The sequence below is a fragment of the Proteiniphilum sp. UBA1028 genome, assembly GCF_002316955.1.
In the GTDB taxonomy this organism is placed as follows: domain Bacteria; phylum Bacteroidota; class Bacteroidia; order Bacteroidales; family Dysgonomonadaceae; genus Proteiniphilum.
In genome coordinates this window covers 1,087-23,047 of the sequence record NZ_DCEN01000033.1, presented here as the reverse complement: position 1 = coordinate 23,047, position 21,961 = coordinate 1,087, and the positions used below count along the sequence as shown (strand labels likewise).

Here is a 21,961-nt window from a genome sequence, read left to right as displayed (position 1 = left end):
TTGTCTTGCGTCTTATTGCAACCGCAAAGATACGACAATATTTTTGTAGTTATATTCGTGAAACCACTGAGGGCATCACCCGTTGTGACGCCCTCAGCAACAAATAAATGTATGTTCAGATTAGTTCTCCTCGTCGGCTGTAACCTCTACTGCATCGCCTGCGGCGGCATCACCAAAACTGGCATGTGCCATCCGCTGATAGGAGCGATAACGCCATTGCGCATTCTCCCGGGCGGCATCAAAAAGTTCATCTGCCTGTTTCGGGAACGATTTGATCAGTTGCGTATACCGCACTTCACCCAGAAGAAAGTCCTTGAACTTACTCCAATCCGGCTCTTTGCTGTCGAGCTGGAACGGATTCCGGCCCTCTGCCTCCAGACGTGGGTCGTAGCGCCACAGGTGCCAGTATCCACATTCCACGGCTTCTTTCTGTTCCGTCTGTGCGCTTCCCATTCCCTTTTTCAGACCATGGCTGATACAGGGTGAATAGGCGATGATGAGCGACGGGCCATGATATGATTCAGCTTCCTTCAACGCTTTGAGGTAGTGTCCCTGGTTGGCGCCCATAGCCACTTGTGCAACATAAACATATCCATAGGTGGTAGCAATCATACCCAGGTCTTTTTTGCGGATCCGTTTTCCGGCAGCCGCAAATTTAGCAACAGCCGCAATGGGTGTCGACTTCGACGATTGCCCCCCCGTATTGGAGTAAACCTCGGTATCGAGCACCAGCACGTTGATATCCTGTCCGCTAGCCAACACATGATCCAGGCCACCGAAACCGATATCGTATGCCCATCCGTCGCCACCAAATACCCAGATCGACTTCTTCGCTAAGTATTTTTCCATAGAGAGGATCTCGCGGGCTATCTTGTTGTCGGAACCACGCAAAGAAGAGACAATCTCTGTCGAAACACGTTTCGACTCTTCCAGATCCTCTTTGTGATCGATCCACAGCTGGAAAAGTGCCTTTTGTTCGTCGGAGAATGCGTCAGACTGCATTCCCTGCAACATCAGCTCCCGGAGATGGTTGCGCATACTGTTATTGGCAATCACAAAACCGTATCCGAACTCGGCATTGTCTTCGAACAGGGAGTTGGCCCATGCCGGCCCTTTACCTTCTTCGTTTTTCGTGTAAGGTGTGGCCGGTGCTGATGCACCGTAAATTGATGAACAACCTGTAGCATTGGCAATCATCATCCTGTCGCCATACAACTGAGTGATCAGTTTAATATAGGGAGTTTCTCCACAGCCGGAACAGGCGCCGGAAAATTCGAACAGCGGCTTGGCAAACTGTGAGTTTTTCACATTCATCTTCACATCCACCAGATGGGCTTTGCTCGAAACATTCTCCAGCATGTAATCCCAGTTCTTCTGGTTATCGAGTTGTGAGGCAATGGGCACCATCTCGAGTGCTTTCTCTCCTTTTTTGCCCGGGCACACATCGGCACAGTTGCCGCAACCCAGACAATCGAGTACGTCCACCTGGATGCGGAAGCCCATACCGGCAAACTGCCTGCCTTGTGCCTTCAGAATCTCTACTCCTTCACCAGCACCCTTCACTTCCTCCTCATCGAGGACAAAGGGGCGGATGGTAGCGTGGGGACAAACATAGGCACACTGATTACACTGAATACAGTTTTCGGGCTGCCAGACAGGTACGTTCACAGCGACTCCTCTTTTTTCATAGGTAGTGGTTCCCTGCTCCCAGGTGCCGTCTTCACGACCACTGAAAGCCGATACCGGGAGGCTGTAACCGCGTTGTGCATTTACCGGACGCACCACCTTTTGAATAAATTCCGGAGCATCGTCGGTCGAGTCTGCAGTAACCTGCAGCGTAGCCCACTCTTTGGGTACTTCCACCTCTTCCACTTCCCCGCCGCGATCTACGGCAGCATAGTTCATTTTCACCACTTCTTCCCCCTTCTTGCCGTATGATTTGACAATGAATTTCTTCATCTGTTCCACAGCAAGATCATAAGGGATGACGTTGGATATCTTGAAGAAGGCCGACTGCAGGATGGTATTGGTGCGGTTTCCCAGGCCAATCTCATCGGCAATGGCAGTGGCATTGATGATGTATAGCTTGATGTTGTTGACCGCAAAATACTGTTTCACATGATCCGGCAGATGATTAGCCACCTCCTCTTTCGTCCACAACGAGTTGAGCAGGAAGGTTCCGTTCTTCTTCAGGCCAGCAGTCACATCGTAGAGATAGAGATAGGCCGGCACATGACATGCCACAAAGTTGGGCGTGTTCACCAGGTAGGTAGAACGAATGGCGTTGTCGCCAAAGCGGAGGTGAGAGCAGGTAAAACCTCCCGACTTCTTGGAGTCGTAGGCAAAATAGGCCTGCACATACTTGTCGGTATTATCTCCGATAATCTTGATCGAGTTCTTATTGGCACCCACTGTGCCGTCGGAGCCCAAACCGTAAAACTTGGCCTCATAGGTAGTTTCATCCATGGAAACCTCTTCCTTCACAGGGAGTGACTTGAATGTCACGTCGTCCACGATGCCGATGGTAAAATCATTTTTCGGCATGGACATCGTCAGGTTTTCAAACACAGAAATAATCTGCGAGGGGGTGGTATCCTTTGAGGAAAGACCGTAAATACCTCCCACAATTTCGGGTGCACCCTCCTTGCCGTAGTAGCAATCCTTCACATCGAGATAGAGTGGCTGTCCGGTAGCTCCCGGCTCTTTGGTCCGGTCAAGCACGGCGATACGTTTCGCCGTGGCAGGCACGACAGAAAGGAATGCCGATGCCTTAAACGGACGATAGAGATGCACGGCTACCACACCCACTTTCTCACCCTGAGCGGTCAGGTGATCCACAACTTCCCGAATAGTTTCGGTTACGGAACCCATGGCGATAATCACGCGTTCGGCTTCAGGATCTCCATAGTAGTCGAACAACCCATATTTGCGGCCAGTAACCACCGCCAATTTTTCCAGGTATTTCTCCACCACGTCGGGTACGGCATCGTAAAACGGATTGGATGCTTCGCGTGCCTGAAAATAAATATCGTCATTCTGTGCTGTTCCCCGGGCTACAGGTGCATCAGGACTCAGCGCCCTATCGCGAAAACCTTTCAACGCCTCCTGGTTAATCAGCGGAGCCAGGTCGTCGTTCGACAAAGCTTCTATCTTCTGAATCTCGTGTGAGGTACGGAATCCGTCGAAGAAATGAAGGAAAGGCACCCGGCTTTCAATCGCTGCCAGATGAGCTACCGCGGCAAGGTCCATTACCTCCTGTACCGAGCCTGTGGCAAACAGTGCAAAACCGGTCGGACGGGCAGCCATCACATCTTGCTGATCGCCAAAGATGGACAACGCGTGAGATGCCAGGGCACGTGCCGACACATGAAATACGCCCGGCAGCAGCTCTCCAGCCATTTTGTACATGTTGGGAAGCATCAGCAACAATCCTTGCGATGCAGTAAAGGTAGAAGTGAGGGCTCCTGCCTGTAACGAACCATGCATAGCACCTGCAGCACCTGCTTCCGATTGCATTTCCTGCACCAGAACGGGTTGACCGAAAATGTTTTTTCTTCCGGCAGCAGCCCATTCATCCACATACTCTGCCATCGTGGATGATGGTGTAATCGGGTAAATTGCAGCCACTTCACTGAACATATAGGCGATATGAGCAGCTGCCTGATTACCGTCGCAGGTTAAGTAATTCTTTTTTTTAGTCATAATTATGTGATTACTAAAAGATTGAAATTTTAGTGAATAGATTGCTAAATCATAAAGGTTTGGACCACGAAATTACTACAAAAAAGTGGAAACAACAAAAGATGATGCCTTTTTGTTCGCTGATGTAGCGCACTGAGATGGGGCACAAAGCGCAAACTTATGTTAAATAATAATCTTTTACCGGGATACCTGCGTTATGTTACTAAAGGCAGTACCAAATGGATTCACATTTTTTTATATTGTCCACTTTTTACATCCAACTTGGATATTTCACAGAATTATAAAAATATCGCAGATGAAGATCATCATTATCGCCAACAGGCTTCCAGTAAGGATAGAACGGAAAGAAGGCCGCTTTTCCATTGAAAGAAGCGAAGGCGGTCTTGCCACGGGACTTGGGTCGCTGGAAACGGAAGCCGACAAATACTGGATTGGCTGGCCGGGTATCCATACAGACGACGAACTGGAAAAAAAAGAAATCACCGACAAATTACATGAGTTGAATTTTCACCCCGTTTTCTTATCGGCCGAACAGATTGAAAATTACTACGAGGGATACAGCAACAGTACAATATGGCCTTTGTGCCACTACTTCTTCTCTTATATCGAATATAGGGCAGACTACTGGGAAACTTACCAGCAGGTAAATTCATTGTTCTGCAACGAAGCCCTTCCCTTTATTGAGAGCAACGACATTGTATGGGTGCAGGATTACCAGCTGATGCTGTTGCCGGGGATGATCCGAGAAGAGAAACCAAATGCCAGCATCGGCTATTTTCACCATATTCCCTTCCCCTCGTACGAGCTCTTCAGGGTACTACCCGAAAGAGAAGAGGTCCTTGAAGGACTGCTTGGGGCAGACCTCATCGGCTTTCACACACACGATTACATGCGACACTTTATCAGTGCCATCTACCGGGTACTTGACCTGAACTGCAGTCTCGACGAGATTAATCTGCGGGACAGGATCGTGCACGTGGATGCATTCCCGATGGGCATCAATTACGAACTTTATCATAATGCCCCCACCCTGCCCGGTGTGAAAGAGAAAGCCGAAATGCTGAAAAATAAACTCGGAGGCAAGACCGTGATCCTTTCCGTAGACCGTCTGGACTACAGCAAAGGAATTCTTCACCGCCTGAACGGCTTTGCCCAGTTTCTGCAAAATCACCCGGAATATCACGAAAAGGTCACGCTGGCAATGATCGTGGTTCCCTCACGCGACACGGTGGATATTTATGCCGATCTGAAGACAAGGATAGATCAGACAATCGGAGAGATTAACGGCAAATATTCCAGATTGGGCTGGACCCCCATATTCTACTTCTATCGCAGCTTTGCCTTCGAGGAGCTGATGGCCATGTACGACATTTCCGACATCGCCCTGGTGACGCCTTTGCGGGACGGTATGAACCTGGTCGCCAAAGAGTATCTAGCGTCCAAATGCAACACTCCCGGCGTTCTCATCCTCAGCGAAATGGCCGGTGCCGCAATTGAGCTTCAGGATGCCATCATCATCAACCCCAATGATACGGATCAGATTGAAAAAGCTATTCTGCAAGCCCTGAACATGCCGGAGGAAGAGAAGGTAAAGAGGCTGCAGAAGATGCAAAAAAGAACCTCCAGGGAGAATGTAAAAAAATGGGCAAACGACTTTGTTACCGAACTTCGTTCCATCAAAACCCAAAACAAAGAAATATTACAAAAAATTGTAGGGAAAAAGCAGCTTACCCAAATAAAAAGCGCTTACGACGAGGCATCATCACGCTTGCTCCTGCTTGATTACGACGGGACTCTTTCTGCTTTCGTAGAGAATCCGGAAAATGCAGCCCCCTCAGAGAAGCTTTTAGAAATGCTGCAGAGCATGGCTGCCGACAAGAAGAACAAAGTGGTGATTAACAGCGGAAGGAACCACCAAATCCTCGACAAATGGTTTGCCGGGCTCAATGTTGATTTTGCTGCCGAACATGGCATATTTTATAAAGAAAATGGCAAATGGCACAAGAACTTGCTGAACGATGTGGTGTGGGATAACGAGATCATGGAGATCATTCAACACACCATCGACAAGACTCCGCGTTCTTATCTGGAGCAAAAAGATGCTTCGCTGGTATGGCATTACCGCAAGGTGGATGTATGGCTTGCCGAATTACGTGCCCAGCAGCTGATACATGCCCTTATAGGACCATGTTCAAGGCTAAACCTTCAGATTGTACCAGGAAACAAAATTGTGGAGATCAAACCTCCTGATTTTAACAAAGGCAGCGAGACACTACGCAGACTGGAGCAGCAGAACTATGACTTTGTCCTGGCTATCGGCGACGACACCACCGACGAAGATATGTTCCGTGTGCTTCCGCCCAGCGGCATCAGCATCAAAGTAGGCAACTTCTCTCCGGCGGCAAAGTACCGCATCCCGCTACAATCATCCGTGATTCCGTTCTTAAGCAATCTCATCAAATAGAAAAAACACCCGACACTATTTAACAAAATGAAACAAGCCTATGAAAAAATAGACCCCGCTATTCTGTCTTTTTAAGGGCGAATAAATTTGGACAACTGTTTTTCCTCAGAAAACAACACCGCTGTGTTGATAAACGCAAGGTGCGAATAAGCCTGCGGGAAGTTACCGAGTTGTCGTTTTGTCTTGAAATCGAGATCTTCGCTATACAGCCCTAGATGATTGGAATAGGAGATCATTTTCTCAAAAATATCCTTCGCTTCGTCCCTTTCACCAATCACATAAAGAGCCTCTATCAGCCAGAATGTGCAGATGGTGAAGGAAGAACCGGGCACACCGAAATCATCGGCCGCCTTGTACCGGTACATCAATCCTTCGTGATAAAGGTTTTCCCTGATTGCCTTCACCGTCTTCACATACCGCTCCTCTTCCGGCTCAATAAAGTCGTAAAACTGCATCAGCAGCAACGATGAGTCGTAGTCGGTATTGTCGTATGCCTGTGTGAAACACTGCATCTCCTCGTTCCATCCTTTTTCGTGAACCTCGGCTTTGATTATATCCGCTTCGCGGCGCCATTGTTCGGCATAATAATCTCTTTGCAGGAGTTCAGCAATCAGCGACGCCCTGTCCAAAGCCACCCAGCTCATTACTTTTGAAAAAACAAAATGCTTTTCCATGGTCCGGTACTCCCAGATACTCCGGTCGGGTTTCCGCCACGAAGCAAGCACGGCACGCACCAGGTTTTTAATGATTTCCCATATCTCCTCCACTTCATCGAGTGTACCGGGGAAGTAGAGATAATATTTATAGATGACATCCAGCAGATAGCCGATGGAATCATTTTGTACCTGAAAATAGGCGGCATTACCGATCCTTACCGGATGAGAGTTCGAGTACCCGCTTAAATGAGGAAGCACTTCTTCTATAAGATCACGCTCTCCCCTGATGCCGTACATGATCTGAATCGGCTCATCGCGCGACGACTTCAAAATGCGCTTCACAAAACCGATAAATCGCTCGGCAGCCGTTTTCTGTTTCATAAACAGCAATGTATCAATCGACATGGAAGCATCACGCAACCAACAATAACGATAGTCCCAGTTGCGTGTCTCGCCGATGGTTTCGGGGAGACTGGTTGTTACCGCAGCCAGCATAGCTCCGGAGTCCTGGTAGGACAATAGCTTCAGCACAAGCAAGCTACGCTGGATCATGTCGTTGTAATTCAAGTAATGCCGGGAGCGGTTTGCGAAGTTAAGCCAGTACACCTTCGTTCGCTCATATTCCAAGAGCATTCTATGGATGTCTATAGTCACCAGCTTCTGATTATAGGATAAAAGAAAAAACTGATGATCGTTCAATACTACCGCTTCCCTATTTAACACTTTCTCCATGTCCATGCTGGTGTAGAGGTAAACTTTATTTTCAGAATTCTCTTCCGAGTAGGATTTGATATAGCTTTTTCCCACTACTTCATGACACGTAGCCTCACGGGCATAATTAATTTGCGGGTCATAAACCACCCGCACTTCCGGCCGTCCTTTTATTACACGTATATACCGGTGAATCTCGGGAGGCATATAATACCTTAGCTCCTCAGTCCTGTAGCGTGGCATATAGTCGAAGACGATAAAACCATGCTCAGGTGATTCAAATCTGGTAAGCAGTATATTGGTGTGACCGTGGTAGTTCTGGGTGACGACATAGTCGTCCGATACCTCAAAATGAAAACTACCTCCCCTCTCATCGTCCAGCAACCTGGCAAAGATGGAAGGTGAGTCGAAATCGGGCAGACAAAGCCAATCAATGCTTCCTTTCTTTGACACTAGTGCCGCGGTACGACAATTGCCGATTATTCCGTAGTCCAAATTATTTCTCATATTCTTTGTCTTGTTCCAAAGCAAAGATAAGAAATCAAATTAAAAATAAAGAATCAAGAACCCGGTCGCCCGATAATGTGCTCGCAATTACCTCCTCAACGTCATTTCACCGCGCAGGGGGAGCTGCATTAAACGGCGTACTTCTTCCCGCGACTCCCCCTGTCCGAACAAAATCATCAACTTAGCCAGTGCCGCCTCCGTGGTGATATCGTAACCGCTTATCACCCCCATCGTCTCGAGCTGTCGTCCGTTCTCATAACGATGCATCTCCACAGATCCGTAGAGGCACTGCGTCACGTTCACAATCAGAATACCACGCTCCAAAGCACGTCCTATCTGCTTCGAAAACCATGGATAGACCGGTCCATTTCCGGTACCGTAGGCCTCCAGCACCATTCCCTTCATGCCGGGTATTTCGACATGTGCCTTCACAACATCTTCCGTAATCCCGGGAAACAATTTCAAAATTGAAACCCGCGCATCCATTGCATAATTAAATTGCACCGGCTTGTTATAATCAGGCTGCAGAATCATTGGCCTGTTGTAACGAATATCGAGCCCCACTTCGGCAAGAAAGGGGTAATTGGGACTGGTGAAGGCGCTGAAATTGTCGGCATTCACTTTGGTGGTACGGTTTCCGCGCATCAAAAGATTTTGCATATATACAGACAGCTCCGGAACAACGGGGTGACCATCCGCATCTTTATCAGCTGCAATCTCCAGCGCTGTAATCAGGTTTTCCTTGCCATCGGTGCGCAGCTTGCCAATAGGAAGTTGCGATCCGGTAAGGATGACCGGCTTGGTCAGATTCCGGAACATAAAACTTAAGGCTGAAGCCGTATAAGCCATCGTGTCTGTGCCGTGCAAGATCACAAAGCCATCGTAGTCTGCATAGTTCATCTCGATCACCCTCCCTATTTGCTGCCAGACAGCCAGCGACATGTCCGATGAATCGATGGGGGGATCAAACAAATAGGTCTCCACACTGAAGTTCAATCGTTTTATTTCGGGCATGTTTGAACGGAGGTGGCTGAAATTAAACGGCTCCAAGGCCCCTGTCTCCATGTTCTCCATCATCCCGATTGTCCCCCCTGTATATATCAGAAGAACTCTTGCGTTGCGATCAATCATATTCTTATTTTTTTACAAATATAGCATTTTGTAAAAACTTTTTGTCTTTTTGATATTATTTTTTGGACACGTACGCATATTCAGCACGTATCGGTTACACTTTTCCTTTTACAAGCCAAACCCTGACCTGTACGAACCAAAAGGGCATTAAATTGTTTAGTCTCATACAGAGAATATCTTACGGAGAAATAAACTATATCATACAACAACTCAAATGGCAACACATTCTATTCAAACCAATTGGAGAGAGAACAATATTTTTGACACGGAGATCGATGGCCATACCGTCACCATCGATATTCCGGGAGAGTCGGGCGGGGACAATGCCGGACCGGGCCCCAAAAAGTTACTGTTGGTTGCCGCGGCAGGATGTACGGGGCTTGACATCGTGACCATGGCACGCAAGATGCGTATCGAATTAAAAAAATTTGACATCCGCATCCAGGCAGAGGTGGCCGATGAGCATCCCAAACAATACACCTCCCTCCATGTGATTTACGATTTTGAAGGGGACGATTTGCCCCGGGAAAAACTGGAAAGAGCCTGTAAACTCTCTTTCGACACTTATTGCGGCGTGCTGGCGATGTACAAGAAAGCAGTTCCGGTAACGTACGAAGTGGTGATAAAGAACCGATAAATTTTCAAGGATCATTACGGAAAAATTTCCATATATTTTCCTACCTTTGCGGAAGGTTTATCGTATATCAAGAGAACTTCGTAAACAATATTCATAAAATATACTGAACTATGCAAACAATGGACTCGTTTAATTTTGCCGGTAAAAAGGCATTCGTACGCGTGGACTTCAATGTTCCGCTCGATGAGAACTTCAACATTACGGACGATACGCGCATCCGGGCAGCTATCCCTACGTTAAAAAAGATTTTGAAAGACGGAGGAAGCGTAATCGTAGGATCACATTTAGGCAGACCGAAAGGGCCAACTGATAAATATTCCCTCAAGCACATTCTTCCGCGCGTTTCCGAACTACTGGGCGTGGACGTACAATTTGCCAGCGACTGTATTGGAGAAGAAGCCGAAGCCAAAGCGGCAGCGCTGAGGCCGGGAGAAGCCCTGCTTCTCGAGAACCTCCGTTTTTATGCCGAAGAAGAAGGAAAGCCCCGCGGACTGGCCGAAGACGCAAGCGAGGAAGAAACGGCAAAAGCGAAAAAGGCAGTGAAGGAATCGCAAAAAGAATTTACCAAAAAACTGGCTTCCTATGCCGATGTATATGTGAACGACGCGTTTGGAACAGCTCACCGTGCACATGCATCTACTGCATTGATCGCCGACTATTTCGATGCCGATCACAAACTTTTCGGTTATCTGCTACAGAATGAAATTGTTGCCGTGGAAAAAGTCATGAAAGATACGGAACGTCCCTTCACGGCAATTATGGGTGGATCAAAGGTTTCCACCAAGATCGAGATCATCAAAAACCTGCTGGATAAAGTAGACAACCTGATCCTTGCAGGAGGCATGACCTATACTTTTGCCAAGGCATTCGGGGGCAATATTGGAAACTCTATTGTAGAAAATGACAAGCTCGATCTGGCGAAAGAGATTGTGGAACTGGCGAAAGAGAAAGGCGTAAACCTCGTACTGGCAACAGATGCCAAGACAGCTGACAGCTTCAGCAACGATGCCAAAACCGGCTTCGCCTCCGTAAACGAAATACCCGACGGATGGGAAGGACTTGACATAGGCCCCGAATCTGAAAAAGCGTTCACCGAGGTAATCAAAAACTCCAAAACAATCCTTTGGAACGGCCCGGTGGGTGTGTTCGAATTCGACAATTTCGACAAAGGCTCGCGTGCCGTATCAGATGCCATTGTAGAGGCTACCCAAAAAGGTGCTTTCTCCCTTGTTGGAGGCGGTGACTCGGTGGCGTGTGTGAACAAGTTCGGCCACGCCGACAACGTTTCGTATGTCTCTACCGGCGGCGGAGCACTCCTGGAAATGATTGAAGGCAAAGTACTTCCCGGTGTGAAAGCAATCAGAGGATATTAATCCTTTCGTAATCCACAGTAAACTGATCAACGAGGGTGAAAGTCATTTATTTAACTTCACCCTCGTTTCTGATTCTACTACCTTATAAAGTGAACGCATTTTTCGTTTTTGCGATGACACAGGTCAACGGAATTTGGAAATTAGAAAGCGACGCTACGTTTTTCTCAGCATTTTTTTGTAATTTTGACCTCAATTTCAAACAGAACAGCATCGTTTGAATGAAACCGCACCTTTCACGGGTTCAAACAGATTGCCCGAGACTGGCTTCCCAGTGCAAAAAAATTTGGCCTTGTCTCAATCGTTCCGTTTCGGTCTGATTCAATTTGATTCAATCTATTAACAATGAATATTTCGTACAACTGGCTCAAAGAGTATCTGCAATTTGATTTATCTCCGCAGGAAACGGCAGACGCCCTCACCTCCATCGGACTGGAAACCGGGAGCGTGGAGGAAATCCAAACCATTAAAGGAGGACTGGAAGGCTTGGTCATCGGAGAAGTACTTACCTGTATGGATCACCCCAACTCCGATCACCTTCATCTGACGACTGTAAATATTGGTGATGGCAACGAACCGTTGAGGATTGTCTGTGGTGCGCCCAATGTGGCAGCCGGACAAAAGGTGGTGGTAGCTACCGTGGGTACTAAGCTTTATGCCGGAGAGGAAGAGTTTACGATAAAACGTTCAAAGATACGGGGCGAAGAGTCTTTGGGCATGATCTGTGCCGAAGATGAGATTGGCATCGGTACCTCGCACGACGGAATCATCGTGCTACCGGACGGGGCAGTTCCGGGCACCCCGGCCAGGGAATATTACAACGTAAAAAGCGACTGGGTACTGGAAGTAGACATCACCCCCAACAGGGTGGATGCAGCTTCCCACTTTGGCGTAGCACGCGACCTGGCAGCCTGGCTCCAACAGGCCGGAAAGCCCTTTAAACTGGTCAAGCCGTCGGTCGACGGGTTTGCCATCGACAAAAATGAAGGAGGCATAGAGGTTGTGGTAGAAGACAGGGAAGCGTGCCCCCGCTACTCCGGACTCACCATCCGAGGCGTTACCGTGAGGGAGAGCCCCGACTGGCTGAAAAACAAGCTGTTGCTTATTGGCCTGCGTCCTATCAACAACATTGTGGACATCACCAACTTCGTGTTACACGAGACCGGACATCCCATGCACGCATTCGATGCAGCACACATCAGGGGGAACGAAGTGGTGGTGCGCACCATGCCCGAAGGAACAAAATTTGTGACTCTGGATGAGCAGGAACGCACGTTGAGCGAAAACGATCTGATGATCTGCAACGCCGAAGAGGGAATGTGTATTGCCGGTGTATTCGGCGGATTGGATTCGGGTGTAACCGAAACAACCAAAGATCTTTTTCTGGAATCGGCCTACTTCCACCCCACCCGGGTACGAAAGACTGCCCGCAGACACGGATTAAACACCGATTCGTCGTTCCGCTTCGAACGCGGAGCCGATCCCAACAACACCGTCTATGTCCTGAAACGAGCCGCATTGCTGGTGAAAGAGCTGGCGGGAGGCGAAATAGAGGGCGAGATACGCGACATTTATCCTGTTTCCGTTGAAAAGCAGGTGATAACATTATCCTACGACAAAACAACCAAACTGATCGGGAAAGAGATTCCGAAAGAGACAATCAAGCAGATCCTCCATAGCCTGGAGATTGAAATAGATCAGGAAACAGAAAACGAGCTCTCGCTCCGCATCCCTACCTACCGGGTAGATGTGACCCGCGATGTGGACGTGATTGAAGATATCCTTCGCATCTACGGATACAACAACGTGGAGATCAGCGATGCACTGAAGGGTAACCTTTCTTACCAGACACCTACCGACCGGAAGCACAAACTGCAGACACTTATCTCGGAACAACTTTCGGCCAATGGTTTTGGTGAGATCATGAATAATTCGCTCACCAAAAAATCGTATTACGAACGGCTTGAGAATTATCCCGTGTCACACTGTGTTTCATTGCTGAATCCATTGAGCAACGACCTGAGCGTGATGCGACAGACCTTGCTTTTCGGCGGTCTTGAAAGCATTTCATATAACCGCAACCGAAAGCATGGAGACCTTCGTTTTTACGAATTTGGGAACTGCTATTTCTTTGATGCGGATAAAAAAAGCGAAAACAATATCCTTGCCGAATATGCCGAAGACAACCGCATCGGGCTGTGGATCTGCGGCAAGCGCACTCATAAGAACTGGGCCACGGCAGAAGAACAGAGCTCGGTCTTTGAACTGAAGGCTCACCTGGAAAATATCCTGAAAAGATTGGGTATCGGCAAAGATCAGATTGTGTGCGAACCGATACAGAATGAACTTTTCTCCACAGCCATGGATATTCGCACCTCCCGACAAAGAGTAGGCATCTTCGGAATCGTTTCCCCGAAAATTTGTCACCGGTTCGATATTGACACGGAGGTTTATTTTGCAGAGATGAGTTGGGACGCGCTGATGAAGGATACAGAAAAACTGTCGGTTCAGTTTACAGAGATTAGCAGATTCCCTGCAGTGAGCAGAGATTTGGCATTGCTGATTGACAAAAACATTTCCTTTGCACAAATCGAACAGATTGCGCTGAAGTCGGAAAAGAAACTACTGAAAGAAGTATCCCTCTTCGATGTGTATGAAGGTAAGAACCTGCCCGAGGGAAAGAAATCGTATGCGGTGAACTTCCTGTTGCAGGATGAAGCAAAAACACTGAACGATAAACAGATCGACGCCGTAATGCAAAAAATCAGACAGAATCTGGAAAAAGAACTGGGAGCACAGTTACGGTAACTCCCCGAGAGAGTATCGAAACAAAGTATTAACATCATAATTCAAAACCCGCAGAGAAGCACCTAAGCAGATCCGGGTAACCTATAAATATGGGAAGAGCATTCGAATATCGCAAAGCAAGGAAAATGAAAAGGTGGGGCAACATGGCCCGCGTTTTTACAAAGTTGGGAAAAGAGATTACCATCGCCACCAAATCGGGGGGACCCGACCCTGACACCAACCCTCGTCTGCGCGTGCTGGTGCAGCAGGCAAAAAAGGAGAATATGCCGAAAGACAACGTGGAACGGGCAATCAGGAAAGCAACAGACAAAGATGCATCGGACTACAAAGAGGTCGTTTATGAGGGATACGGACCACACGGCATAGCTGTGGTAGTGGAAACTGCCACCGACAACCCTACGCGCACCGTGGCCAACGTACGCAGCTACTTCAATAAACATGGCGGATCACTGGGGACTACCGGCAGCCTGGAGTTTCTGTTCGACCATAAATGTGTGTTTAAAATTGCACCGAAAGAAGGTGTTTCCCTCGAAGATTTGGAACTGGAGCTCATAGATTACGGAGTGGACGAAGTGGATGTGGATGAAGAGGACATCATTCTGTATGGAGATTTCAAATCGTATGCCGACATCCAGTCTTATCTGGAAGGAAATGGGTTTGAGATCCATTCGGCCGAATTTGAACGTATCCCCCACGACACCAAGGAGCTGGACGAAGAGCAACGCGCCCAGATCGAGAAGCTGCTCGACAAGTTCGAGGAGGACGACGACGTGCAGAATGTGTTCCACAACATGGCGTAAAGAGAAGGATCAGTATCCAGAGATTCGACAGTAGTCAAAAATAGATAAAGCGAGGTATGAAACATATCTCGCTTTTTTATTTCACTCCTACTGGAAAACGAAATCAAAACCCGAACAGGAGATAATCGTTAAATTCATTTTTTTTCTTTGCATTATAGCGTCAAATTGATATGTTTGCACCGCATGCGTAAATTTTCATGTATGAAGCGCACACACCCACTGCCTCTGTTGTTTTTGCTGCTGCTCCCTTTCTCTGCTCATGCCCAGCAAACAGCGCGTGTCTCGGGAGCGGTGAAGACAACGGAGAATGAAGCATTGCCCCATGCCACCGTACGCCTGGTGGACAGGGCCAATACCACCCGGGTATATGGCGGATCGACCGATGAGGAGGGTAAATTTTCCGTCGCCGTTCCCCGTGGCAACTATTCCATGGAGATCACCTACATCGGATACCGGAAACAGGAAGCTTCGGTACAGCTCGACGGGCACGTGGTTCTGCCCGATATCCTTCTGGCCGAAGACAGCCAACTGATGGACGAGGTGGTGATCACGGCCAAAAGCATCACTTATCATGCGGATGGTTATATAGCCGAAATAGCAGCCAATCCCTTTTATAAAAATTACGACCTGGACCAGATCCTGATACTTACTCCGGGTACCAACGTGGTGCGCGATGAAATCAGCCTGTATGGCAAAAGGGTATCCAAAGTCTATGTGGACGGGCGGGAGGTGCGGATGCAGGGCAGGGAGCTGATGCAGTACCTGCGCAATTTCAACGGGCGCAACGTAAGGCGGATGGAGGTGGTTGCCGCCGGCGGCGTGGAGGAAGATGCCTCTTCCGCGGGCTCATCCATCATCAAGATAACCACCGTGAAATTGGATGACGGTGGCATGCTCACCGCCGGACAGAGCTCCAACCACAACAGCTACATCCATTATAACACCACGAATATCAATACACGCTGGCGAACCGGCAGGTGGTCCACCTATCTGACCGGATCGTTTGTCAAAGGAAACTCCCTCTCATCCCGAAGCCTGGAGAACTTTTTTCACGATTCAGGCATAAGATTGTCGACCGAATCCTCATCGAAAGGGCATGTGCCGGGAAATATACTCTCCACCCTGGGGATAGGATATGATTTCGATGCGCGCAACCTGGTTACGGTGGAAGGCTCTTTCCGTTCCCGGCGAAATCGCTCCCGCTCCGTTACGGACACCAGACAATGGGGCGTCACCGGTTTCGAGCAAACCACTTCAGGGATTTCCCATGGCAATAACAATGCAAAAATGTATAACCTTTCACTGAACTACACCCACCTGTTCAACGAGAAGAGTTCACTGGTCTTCACGGCAGACCGGCTGCAGAATGATGGAGAGAAGAATCAGGAAAACGACTATGCGTATATTAGCGGGGACAGTATGCAGTATAGGAACCGGAACAAAGAGAAAAACCTGATCCACACCGCAGCGGTTAACTGGGAAAGATCACTCCGGGAGAAGGACAAGTTGACGGCGGGCATAAAATATACCGACCTGTCTACCAAAAGCAATATGGATAACCTGTTGCTCGAGAATGGGATAGAAGATGAGATGGCCAGCTATATCGACCGGTATGATTATACCGAACAGGTGTATGCACTGTTTTCCAAATATGCACTCACCCACAGTGCTGTCAATGCCAATGTGGGTGTTCGGCTGGAGCATGCCGTCATCTCCCCGCGCTCGGCAATCAATCCCGAAAGAAACCGGGATCAGCGTTATACCGGCCTGTTCCCTGAGGTAGCGATCCATTACGATCTCCACAAAGAAAAGGGGCATCGGATCACCCTGCAGTACAACCGTTCCATCGGGAGACCCTCCATGCAATCGCTCAACCCGTTGCTTATCCAGCAGAATGAGTACAGTTACACTACCGGGAATCCGTTACTCAAACCCTCTTATTCGAATTTATACACATCGAGGTTCACGCTGTTCGACCGGTTCCTGCTGAATATCTCCTACACCACTTCCAGAAACCGGCATCTTTATCTGGGTGTTGTCGATCCGGAGAACGATATCATCTACACCCGTCCGGAGAACGGAATGAAAAGCAGAAGCTTGGATATTTATATGGAGTATCCTTTGCGGCTCGGATCGTGGGGACAACTGAAACTGAACGGAAGTTATTCCCTCTATGAGGAACGATTTGAAGATCATCACAAACAGAACGCTTCATGGGATACCGGTTTTTCCGGCACATTCCGCCTGCCTTACGATATCAACGTGATGGCGGATCTAAGATACACCCCATCCCGTAGGACATTGTACGCCAAACACTATTCATCCGTTTACAGCAATGTGATCATCAATAAACTGCTTATGAACAGAAGATTAACGGCATCGCTTATGTTTGGGGATATTTTTAATATGATCGGCGGCCAACGCTCCGATTCTTTCTTCGATGATTATTCCCAAAAACAGAGAGGCCTCTCCAGCACCTTCACCGTGATGGCAAGAGTCAGCTACACCTTCAACTGGGGAAACCGTTCCGCAAAAATCCGGCGGACCTCCGCCGGAAACACACCGGAACAAGGACGTATCAGCAGTGAAAATTAGCCGCGATCAAGTCAAAACCGTAACCTGACCAGCGACTGTTCAATCTCATCGCGCAGCTCCTGCGGGGTTGCCCTGTTCTTGCCGACCTCCTTCAACGCCTGTACGATTGTCTCCTTTTGCACGCTCCAACGGAACCAGCCCAGCGCTTCGGCCAACACCACCCTCACCTCCGTCTCATCGCCCTGGTCTTTCAGGATCGTCAGTAGGGACGGCACCTGCCGGTGGTTGTTGTAGTTGCGCAGGAAACGGATGGCCGAGATCCGCTCTTTCGGATCTGCCCCTTTGTCCTGCATCACGGCCAGGGAGCGGTCGTACCGTTTCGCCTGTCCCTCAAAATAGGCAGTCATTTTCCCTGCGACCTCATCGGGTTTCGTCAGGTTGGAACCTGCTGTCTGGCGGCCAATCTCCTCCCGGATCTTTTCCAGACTGAACATCGGGAGTGAACCCTGTGCGGCGTACTGCACCCGCTGGCTCTCATCGGAGAAGAGCACGGTCTCCACCAGCGGAGCAATCAGCCGATCATCACCGTGATAGCCGGCAAAGCGGGCTCCGTTCCGTCGGATCAGCTCATAGGAATCATCCAGTGCCAGCAACAACGCCTCGGCGAGATAGCTGCCGGTAGAGTAGAGAATCCGTTGCAATGCCTGCATCCGCACACTGTAGTATGGACTTTCCCGCAGGTAGCGTAGCAGCAGTTCCGGATATCCTTTGGGTGGGCGGTGGGAGAGCATCTTCAGGGCGAGCGACTGCAGGTTGGGATTCTCGCTCTGCAGATAATCCTGCCATACCCCGCTCTTGTGGCGGTTCAGCGCCAGGTCGCGGTTCAGCAACCGGACTCTGTTTATCGCGTCGTCCTCATTCGTAACGGGAAGAAGCCGGTAGGTGGGGTCGCCAATCAGATGTGACTCAAGTGTCTGGATCTCTTTCTGCCAGAATCCGATGCGTACACCTTCAGCCAGCATGCCGATCAGCTCCATCGACCATTTGTCCTGCAGCACATTGACCGTGTTTCCCTGTGTCACCACCGTCTTGCCACCGACGAAGATATGATAGCCGGCCACATATCCGGGCTGGTGGAAGGAGCCGTTGTAACAGGCATCGAAGATGGTGATGCGTGGTTGAGGGTGCAATGTCCCTATATCGGCGAGCACCATGTTGATGCCGGCAGCCAGCAGCGAGTCGCTCACACGGGTGCTGTCGAGCCGTTCCGGGGCGAAGAAGCCGGACATCAGGGCATAATCGTTCATCACCTTCTTCCCGAAAGCTTCCCTCCGCTTGCCGCTGTAGCGGCGGTAGCTGTTCCGGAGTGAGGCCGAGAGGATCTCCAGGGGGCCGGTGGCTCCTTCACGGCCCATGCCCAGCTGATTGGGCGCGGGATAAGGACCGTTGATATACTGGGTATCGAAGGCACCGTGCTCGTGGAAGACGAAGAGATCGGTGCCGGGTGCCTGTAGTCGCTCGTAGAGACGGTACTTCATGAAGGGATCCTGGCGAAAGTTATAGAAGGCGTTGCCGTCTGCCGTACGGAATGCATCCGGGAACTGTTCCCGGATGGCAAACTGCTGGTTGTGCCAGGCGGTGAGGCAGTCGGAGTTATATCCGTGGCCATTGAAGAACCGGATCCGGTCGGCATGATTCACCTCCCTGTGGGCCTCCACCACCTTGCGGAGATATTTTCCGAGTTGCTCATGCGCCCCTTCTCCCATATCGGAAGGAGGGAGCATGCGGGCAGAGTAGAACTCGCTCTCCACCACCTGGGGCGAACGTTCCGTCAATTCATAATAGAAATGGCGGGGGTTCTTCTCATCGACGCTGAGAAAGCGGAACTCCAGGTCCAGGTCGTCGTAGAAACGGTCGCTGGTTACCGACGACTCCTCGATGGGAAACTCCTTCTCGTTCATCTTGAAGGCGGTGGTGGCATGCTGGAAGTTGCGCAGACGCACTACGGGAATGTCGCCGATAAAGACGGCCCCTTCCATCACCGGTTTACGGCGGTAGATCTGCCGGATCTCCTCACGCAGCGTTTCGGGATTGTCCCAGTTGCCGATCATCACGACAACTCCCAATCCCTCTTCCTCCAGTACGGTTTTGTAGGCCAGTACCTCTTTCGAGACCTCTTCAAAGCTTTCCGTGTCGATCACAATCAGAAAACGGGTTTCGAATCTGCCGTTTTCGGGGATGAACCGCCCTGCCGCCGTCAGGGTAAAGAAGGTGGCGAGCAGGTAGACCATCCCTATGGTTTTAATTTTCTTCATGCCCGTCATCGCTATCGCATAAAATGCTCAATTCGTGCAATGCTCTTCTCCAGCTCATTGCCCAGCTGCCGAGGAGTCCGCTCCAAGGCAGCTGCTTCTTTGAGAGATGTCACAATTTCCTCTCTGCGGCAGGAATGGGTAAACCAGCCGAGTGCCTCGGCCAATGCAACGCGCAGCGGGAGCTCTTCGCTCCCGTCGGCCAGCACCCGGAGATAATCTTCCACCTGCTTGTGGTAGTTGTTGTTGCGCAGCATCTTTGCTGCGGACATTCTGGCTTTCAACGGTTTTTCCATGTCGGCCACATCATTGGCCATGGCTGCGATTCGCTTGCGGGAACCGAACTGCCGCTGGAACTCTTCCCACACCTTCTCCCTGTCGGGATAGGAGAGGTTCTGATCCAGCTGCCGCTTCACTTCCGCCTCCATCCGGTCGAAATCCATCCGGCCGAAGGTGAAGGCAACATTGAAATGAACCCGTTCATCGAGGTGATCATCGAGGTAGGTTTTCACCAGGAAGGGAATAAAATGATCGGATCCGATGGCGCCCATGGCATATACCGATTTGCGGCGGATAAATTCATAGGGGTCGCGGATCGAATGTTCCAGCAGTTTTGAAAAATGATCGCCTCCATAGAGTTGCAGCAGGAGGAAGGCCTGCAGCCGCACTGAGTAGTAGGGTGATTCGTTATAGGCTCTTGTGAGCAGCTCCGGCATTCGGGAGTATCCCAAATCGGAGAGCTTATGCAGCGCCAGTCCCTTCAGATCGGGATGCTCCGCTTCTTCGAAGAGTGCCAGCCAATGGGCGGTGTCGGTCGAGCGAAGGTCTACCCGGGAGGCGGTGTTACCGGCAAAGCGATGGGTGGGGTCACCGATGATATGCGACTCCAGGATGTTGACCTCGCGGGCCCACTCACCCACGCGGAAGCCGAGGCCCAGCAGCCCCAGCAGGTCGGTGGAACTTTTATCCTGCAGCACATTGACACTGTTGGCGAAGGTGACCAGCGTCTTTCCTTCGGTAAAGATGTACTCGCCGGCGATGTAACGCTTTTCACGGAAATCGCCATTGTAGCAGGCGTCAAAGATCACCATCCGGGCATTGGGGGAGATAAGCGGCACATCCTCGAGGAGGATGCTGGTGCGCAATTCCTGAAGGGAGTCGTTCACCCGCTGGATGGGGTCATCTGAACCGGCAAACCAGAGGGTATCTACCTGGTAAAGTTCCATCCAGGTCTGTTTCAGTTTTTCCCTCTGTTCCGCATCACCGGTCCGGCGGAGTGCCTGCCGGAAAAGGCGGCGTCCCGCCTCCATCTGCTCCCCACTCTCCCTGGTATGCGGCAGGGCTGTCAGGTACTGCCTGTCGGGCGTCCCATGCTCGTGGAAGAGCATCAGGTCCATCTCCTCCCTGCGGAGCTCATCGATAACCAGCTCCTTCATAAAGGGATACATATCGTAAAAAAGGAACTTTGCCGATTTTTTGTTGTGGAAGGTTGCCGGGAACTGCTCCCGGATCACCATCCCCTGATCGCGCCAGGCCGTCAGGCTGTTTGAGAAGGATCCTTCCCCCGTGTAGGCGGTGACCACATCCAGCGGATTTTCTTTCTCTCGCTCCCGCAGGAGCTTCCGGAAATAATCGCGTATCTGTTGGTATCCCTCTTCACCTTGCCGCGAGGGTTTGAGCCGTCCGCTGTAGATGTCGCTCCGGATGTATTGCGGTGAGTCGCCACGCAGCGAATAGTAGTGCAGCAGCGGTTCTTCCTCCTCGCCTCCGAGGTAATCGAACCGGAGGTCGAAATCGTCGTAAAAGCGGTCGGAGGGTACCGAGGAGTCGCGTCGCGGGAAACGCTCCTGATCCATCTTGAAGGCCGAGGTGAGGTGTTGGGCATCACGGATCATCGGTACCGGTATCTGGCCGACAAGGATCGTCCCTTCCAGTTGGTGATGCTGATAGAGATGGTGCAGTTGCTGCCTCAGTTCATCGGGCAGCTGCCACACACCTGAAAGGAGCACCGGGTTGAAACCCTCGCGTTCCAGGAGGCTGCTGTAGGCATCGATCTCCGCCTTGCAAGCGATATAGGTGGGTTGATCCACCACAATGGCAAACCCCTCTCCGGCAGCTGTCACCGTGAAGGAGAAAAGCAGGGTGAAAACTGTCAGTGAAAAATATTTTTGAACCATTGTTTGTAGGACTTATTTAAAAGGTAAGCCCCATCCCCAGTCGGGTGATCACCCTTACGTCGTCACCTTCGGTTGGCTTGTAATAGTCTGCTGTAAGCTTCAGATAGGCACCGCTCTTCCGTGAGGAGAGAGTTGCAAAATAACTGATGCT

At 50.0% G+C, this 21,961-nt stretch carries 11 protein-coding genes; 6 read left to right on the top strand and 5 right to left on the bottom strand.

The annotated features are described in order from the left end of the window. Nucleotides 1-120 precede the first annotated feature (120 nt). Nucleotides 121-3,702 carry a pyruvate:ferredoxin (flavodoxin) oxidoreductase gene (gene nifJ, locus B3Z75_RS04795; RefSeq protein WP_294068242.1) on the bottom strand — a complete coding sequence of 1,194 codons (3,582 nt, stop codon included), beginning with the start codon at nt 3,700-3,702 and terminating at the stop codon, nt 121-123. A 295-nt stretch (nt 3,703-3,997) separates the two neighbouring features. Between nifJ and B3Z75_RS04790 the strand changes: the two genes are divergently transcribed. Then, complete coding sequence (locus B3Z75_RS04790) at nt 3,998-6,166, top strand: bifunctional alpha,alpha-trehalose-phosphate synthase (UDP-forming)/trehalose-phosphatase (protein ID WP_294068241.1); 2,169 nt, start codon at nt 3,998-4,000, stop codon at nt 6,164-6,166. A gap of 71 nt (nt 6,167-6,237) precedes the next feature. Here the strand turns inward: B3Z75_RS04790 and B3Z75_RS04785 are convergent, their stop codons facing one another. Next, nucleotides 6,238-8,040: a glycoside hydrolase family 15 protein gene (locus tag B3Z75_RS04785; RefSeq protein WP_294068240.1), complete on the bottom strand. Its 1,803-nt coding sequence runs from the start codon at nt 8,038-8,040 to the stop codon at nt 6,238-6,240. Between the two features lie 87 nt (nt 8,041-8,127). Then, entirely contained in the window at nt 8,128-9,171 is a 1,044-nt protein-coding gene (locus B3Z75_RS04780; protein WP_294068239.1) for an asparaginase, read from the bottom strand. A gap of 214 nt (nt 9,172-9,385) precedes the next feature. On the opposite strand from B3Z75_RS04780, the gene B3Z75_RS04775 reads away from it, so the two are divergent. The 5 genes from B3Z75_RS04775 (at nt 9,386) to B3Z75_RS04755 (ending at nt 17,381) form a co-directional block, all read left to right on the top strand. Then, the gene (locus tag B3Z75_RS04775; RefSeq protein WP_294068238.1) at nt 9,386-9,808 is read left to right on the top strand and encodes an OsmC family protein; all 423 of its coding nucleotides are present in this window, start codon (nt 9,386-9,388) and stop codon (nt 9,806-9,808) included. A 110-nt stretch (nt 9,809-9,918) separates the two neighbouring features. Beyond that, nucleotides 9,919-11,181, top strand: a complete 1,263-nt coding sequence (locus B3Z75_RS04770; protein WP_294068237.1) for a phosphoglycerate kinase — start codon at nt 9,919-9,921, stop codon at nt 11,179-11,181. A gap of 342 nt (nt 11,182-11,523) precedes the next feature. Beyond that, on the top strand, nt 11,524-13,986 hold the full coding sequence (gene pheT / locus B3Z75_RS04765; RefSeq protein ID WP_294068236.1) for a phenylalanine--tRNA ligase subunit beta: 2,463 nt from the start codon (nt 11,524-11,526) through the stop codon (nt 13,984-13,986). Nucleotides 13,987-14,075: 89 nt separating this feature from the next. Further along, nucleotides 14,076-14,786 (top strand): YebC/PmpR family DNA-binding transcriptional regulator, encoded by a 711-nt coding sequence (locus B3Z75_RS04760; RefSeq protein ID WP_294068235.1) that lies wholly within the window; start codon nt 14,076-14,078, stop codon nt 14,784-14,786. Between the two features lie 201 nt (nt 14,787-14,987). Further along, entirely contained in the window at nt 14,988-17,381 is a 2,394-nt protein-coding gene (locus B3Z75_RS04755) for an outer membrane beta-barrel protein (RefSeq protein ID WP_294068234.1), read from the top strand. Between the two features lie 11 nt (nt 17,382-17,392). Here the strand turns inward: B3Z75_RS04755 and B3Z75_RS04750 are convergent, their stop codons facing one another. Continuing rightward, nucleotides 17,393-19,636 carry a HEAT repeat domain-containing protein gene (locus tag B3Z75_RS04750; protein WP_294068233.1) on the bottom strand — a complete coding sequence of 748 codons (2,244 nt, stop codon included), beginning with the start codon at nt 19,634-19,636 and terminating at the stop codon, nt 17,393-17,395. Between the two features lie 11 nt (nt 19,637-19,647). Further along, nucleotides 19,648-21,810 (bottom strand): HEAT repeat domain-containing protein, encoded by a 2,163-nt coding sequence (locus B3Z75_RS04745; RefSeq protein ID WP_294068232.1) that lies wholly within the window; start codon nt 21,808-21,810, stop codon nt 19,648-19,650. Between the last annotated feature and the right edge of the window lie 151 nt (nt 21,811-21,961).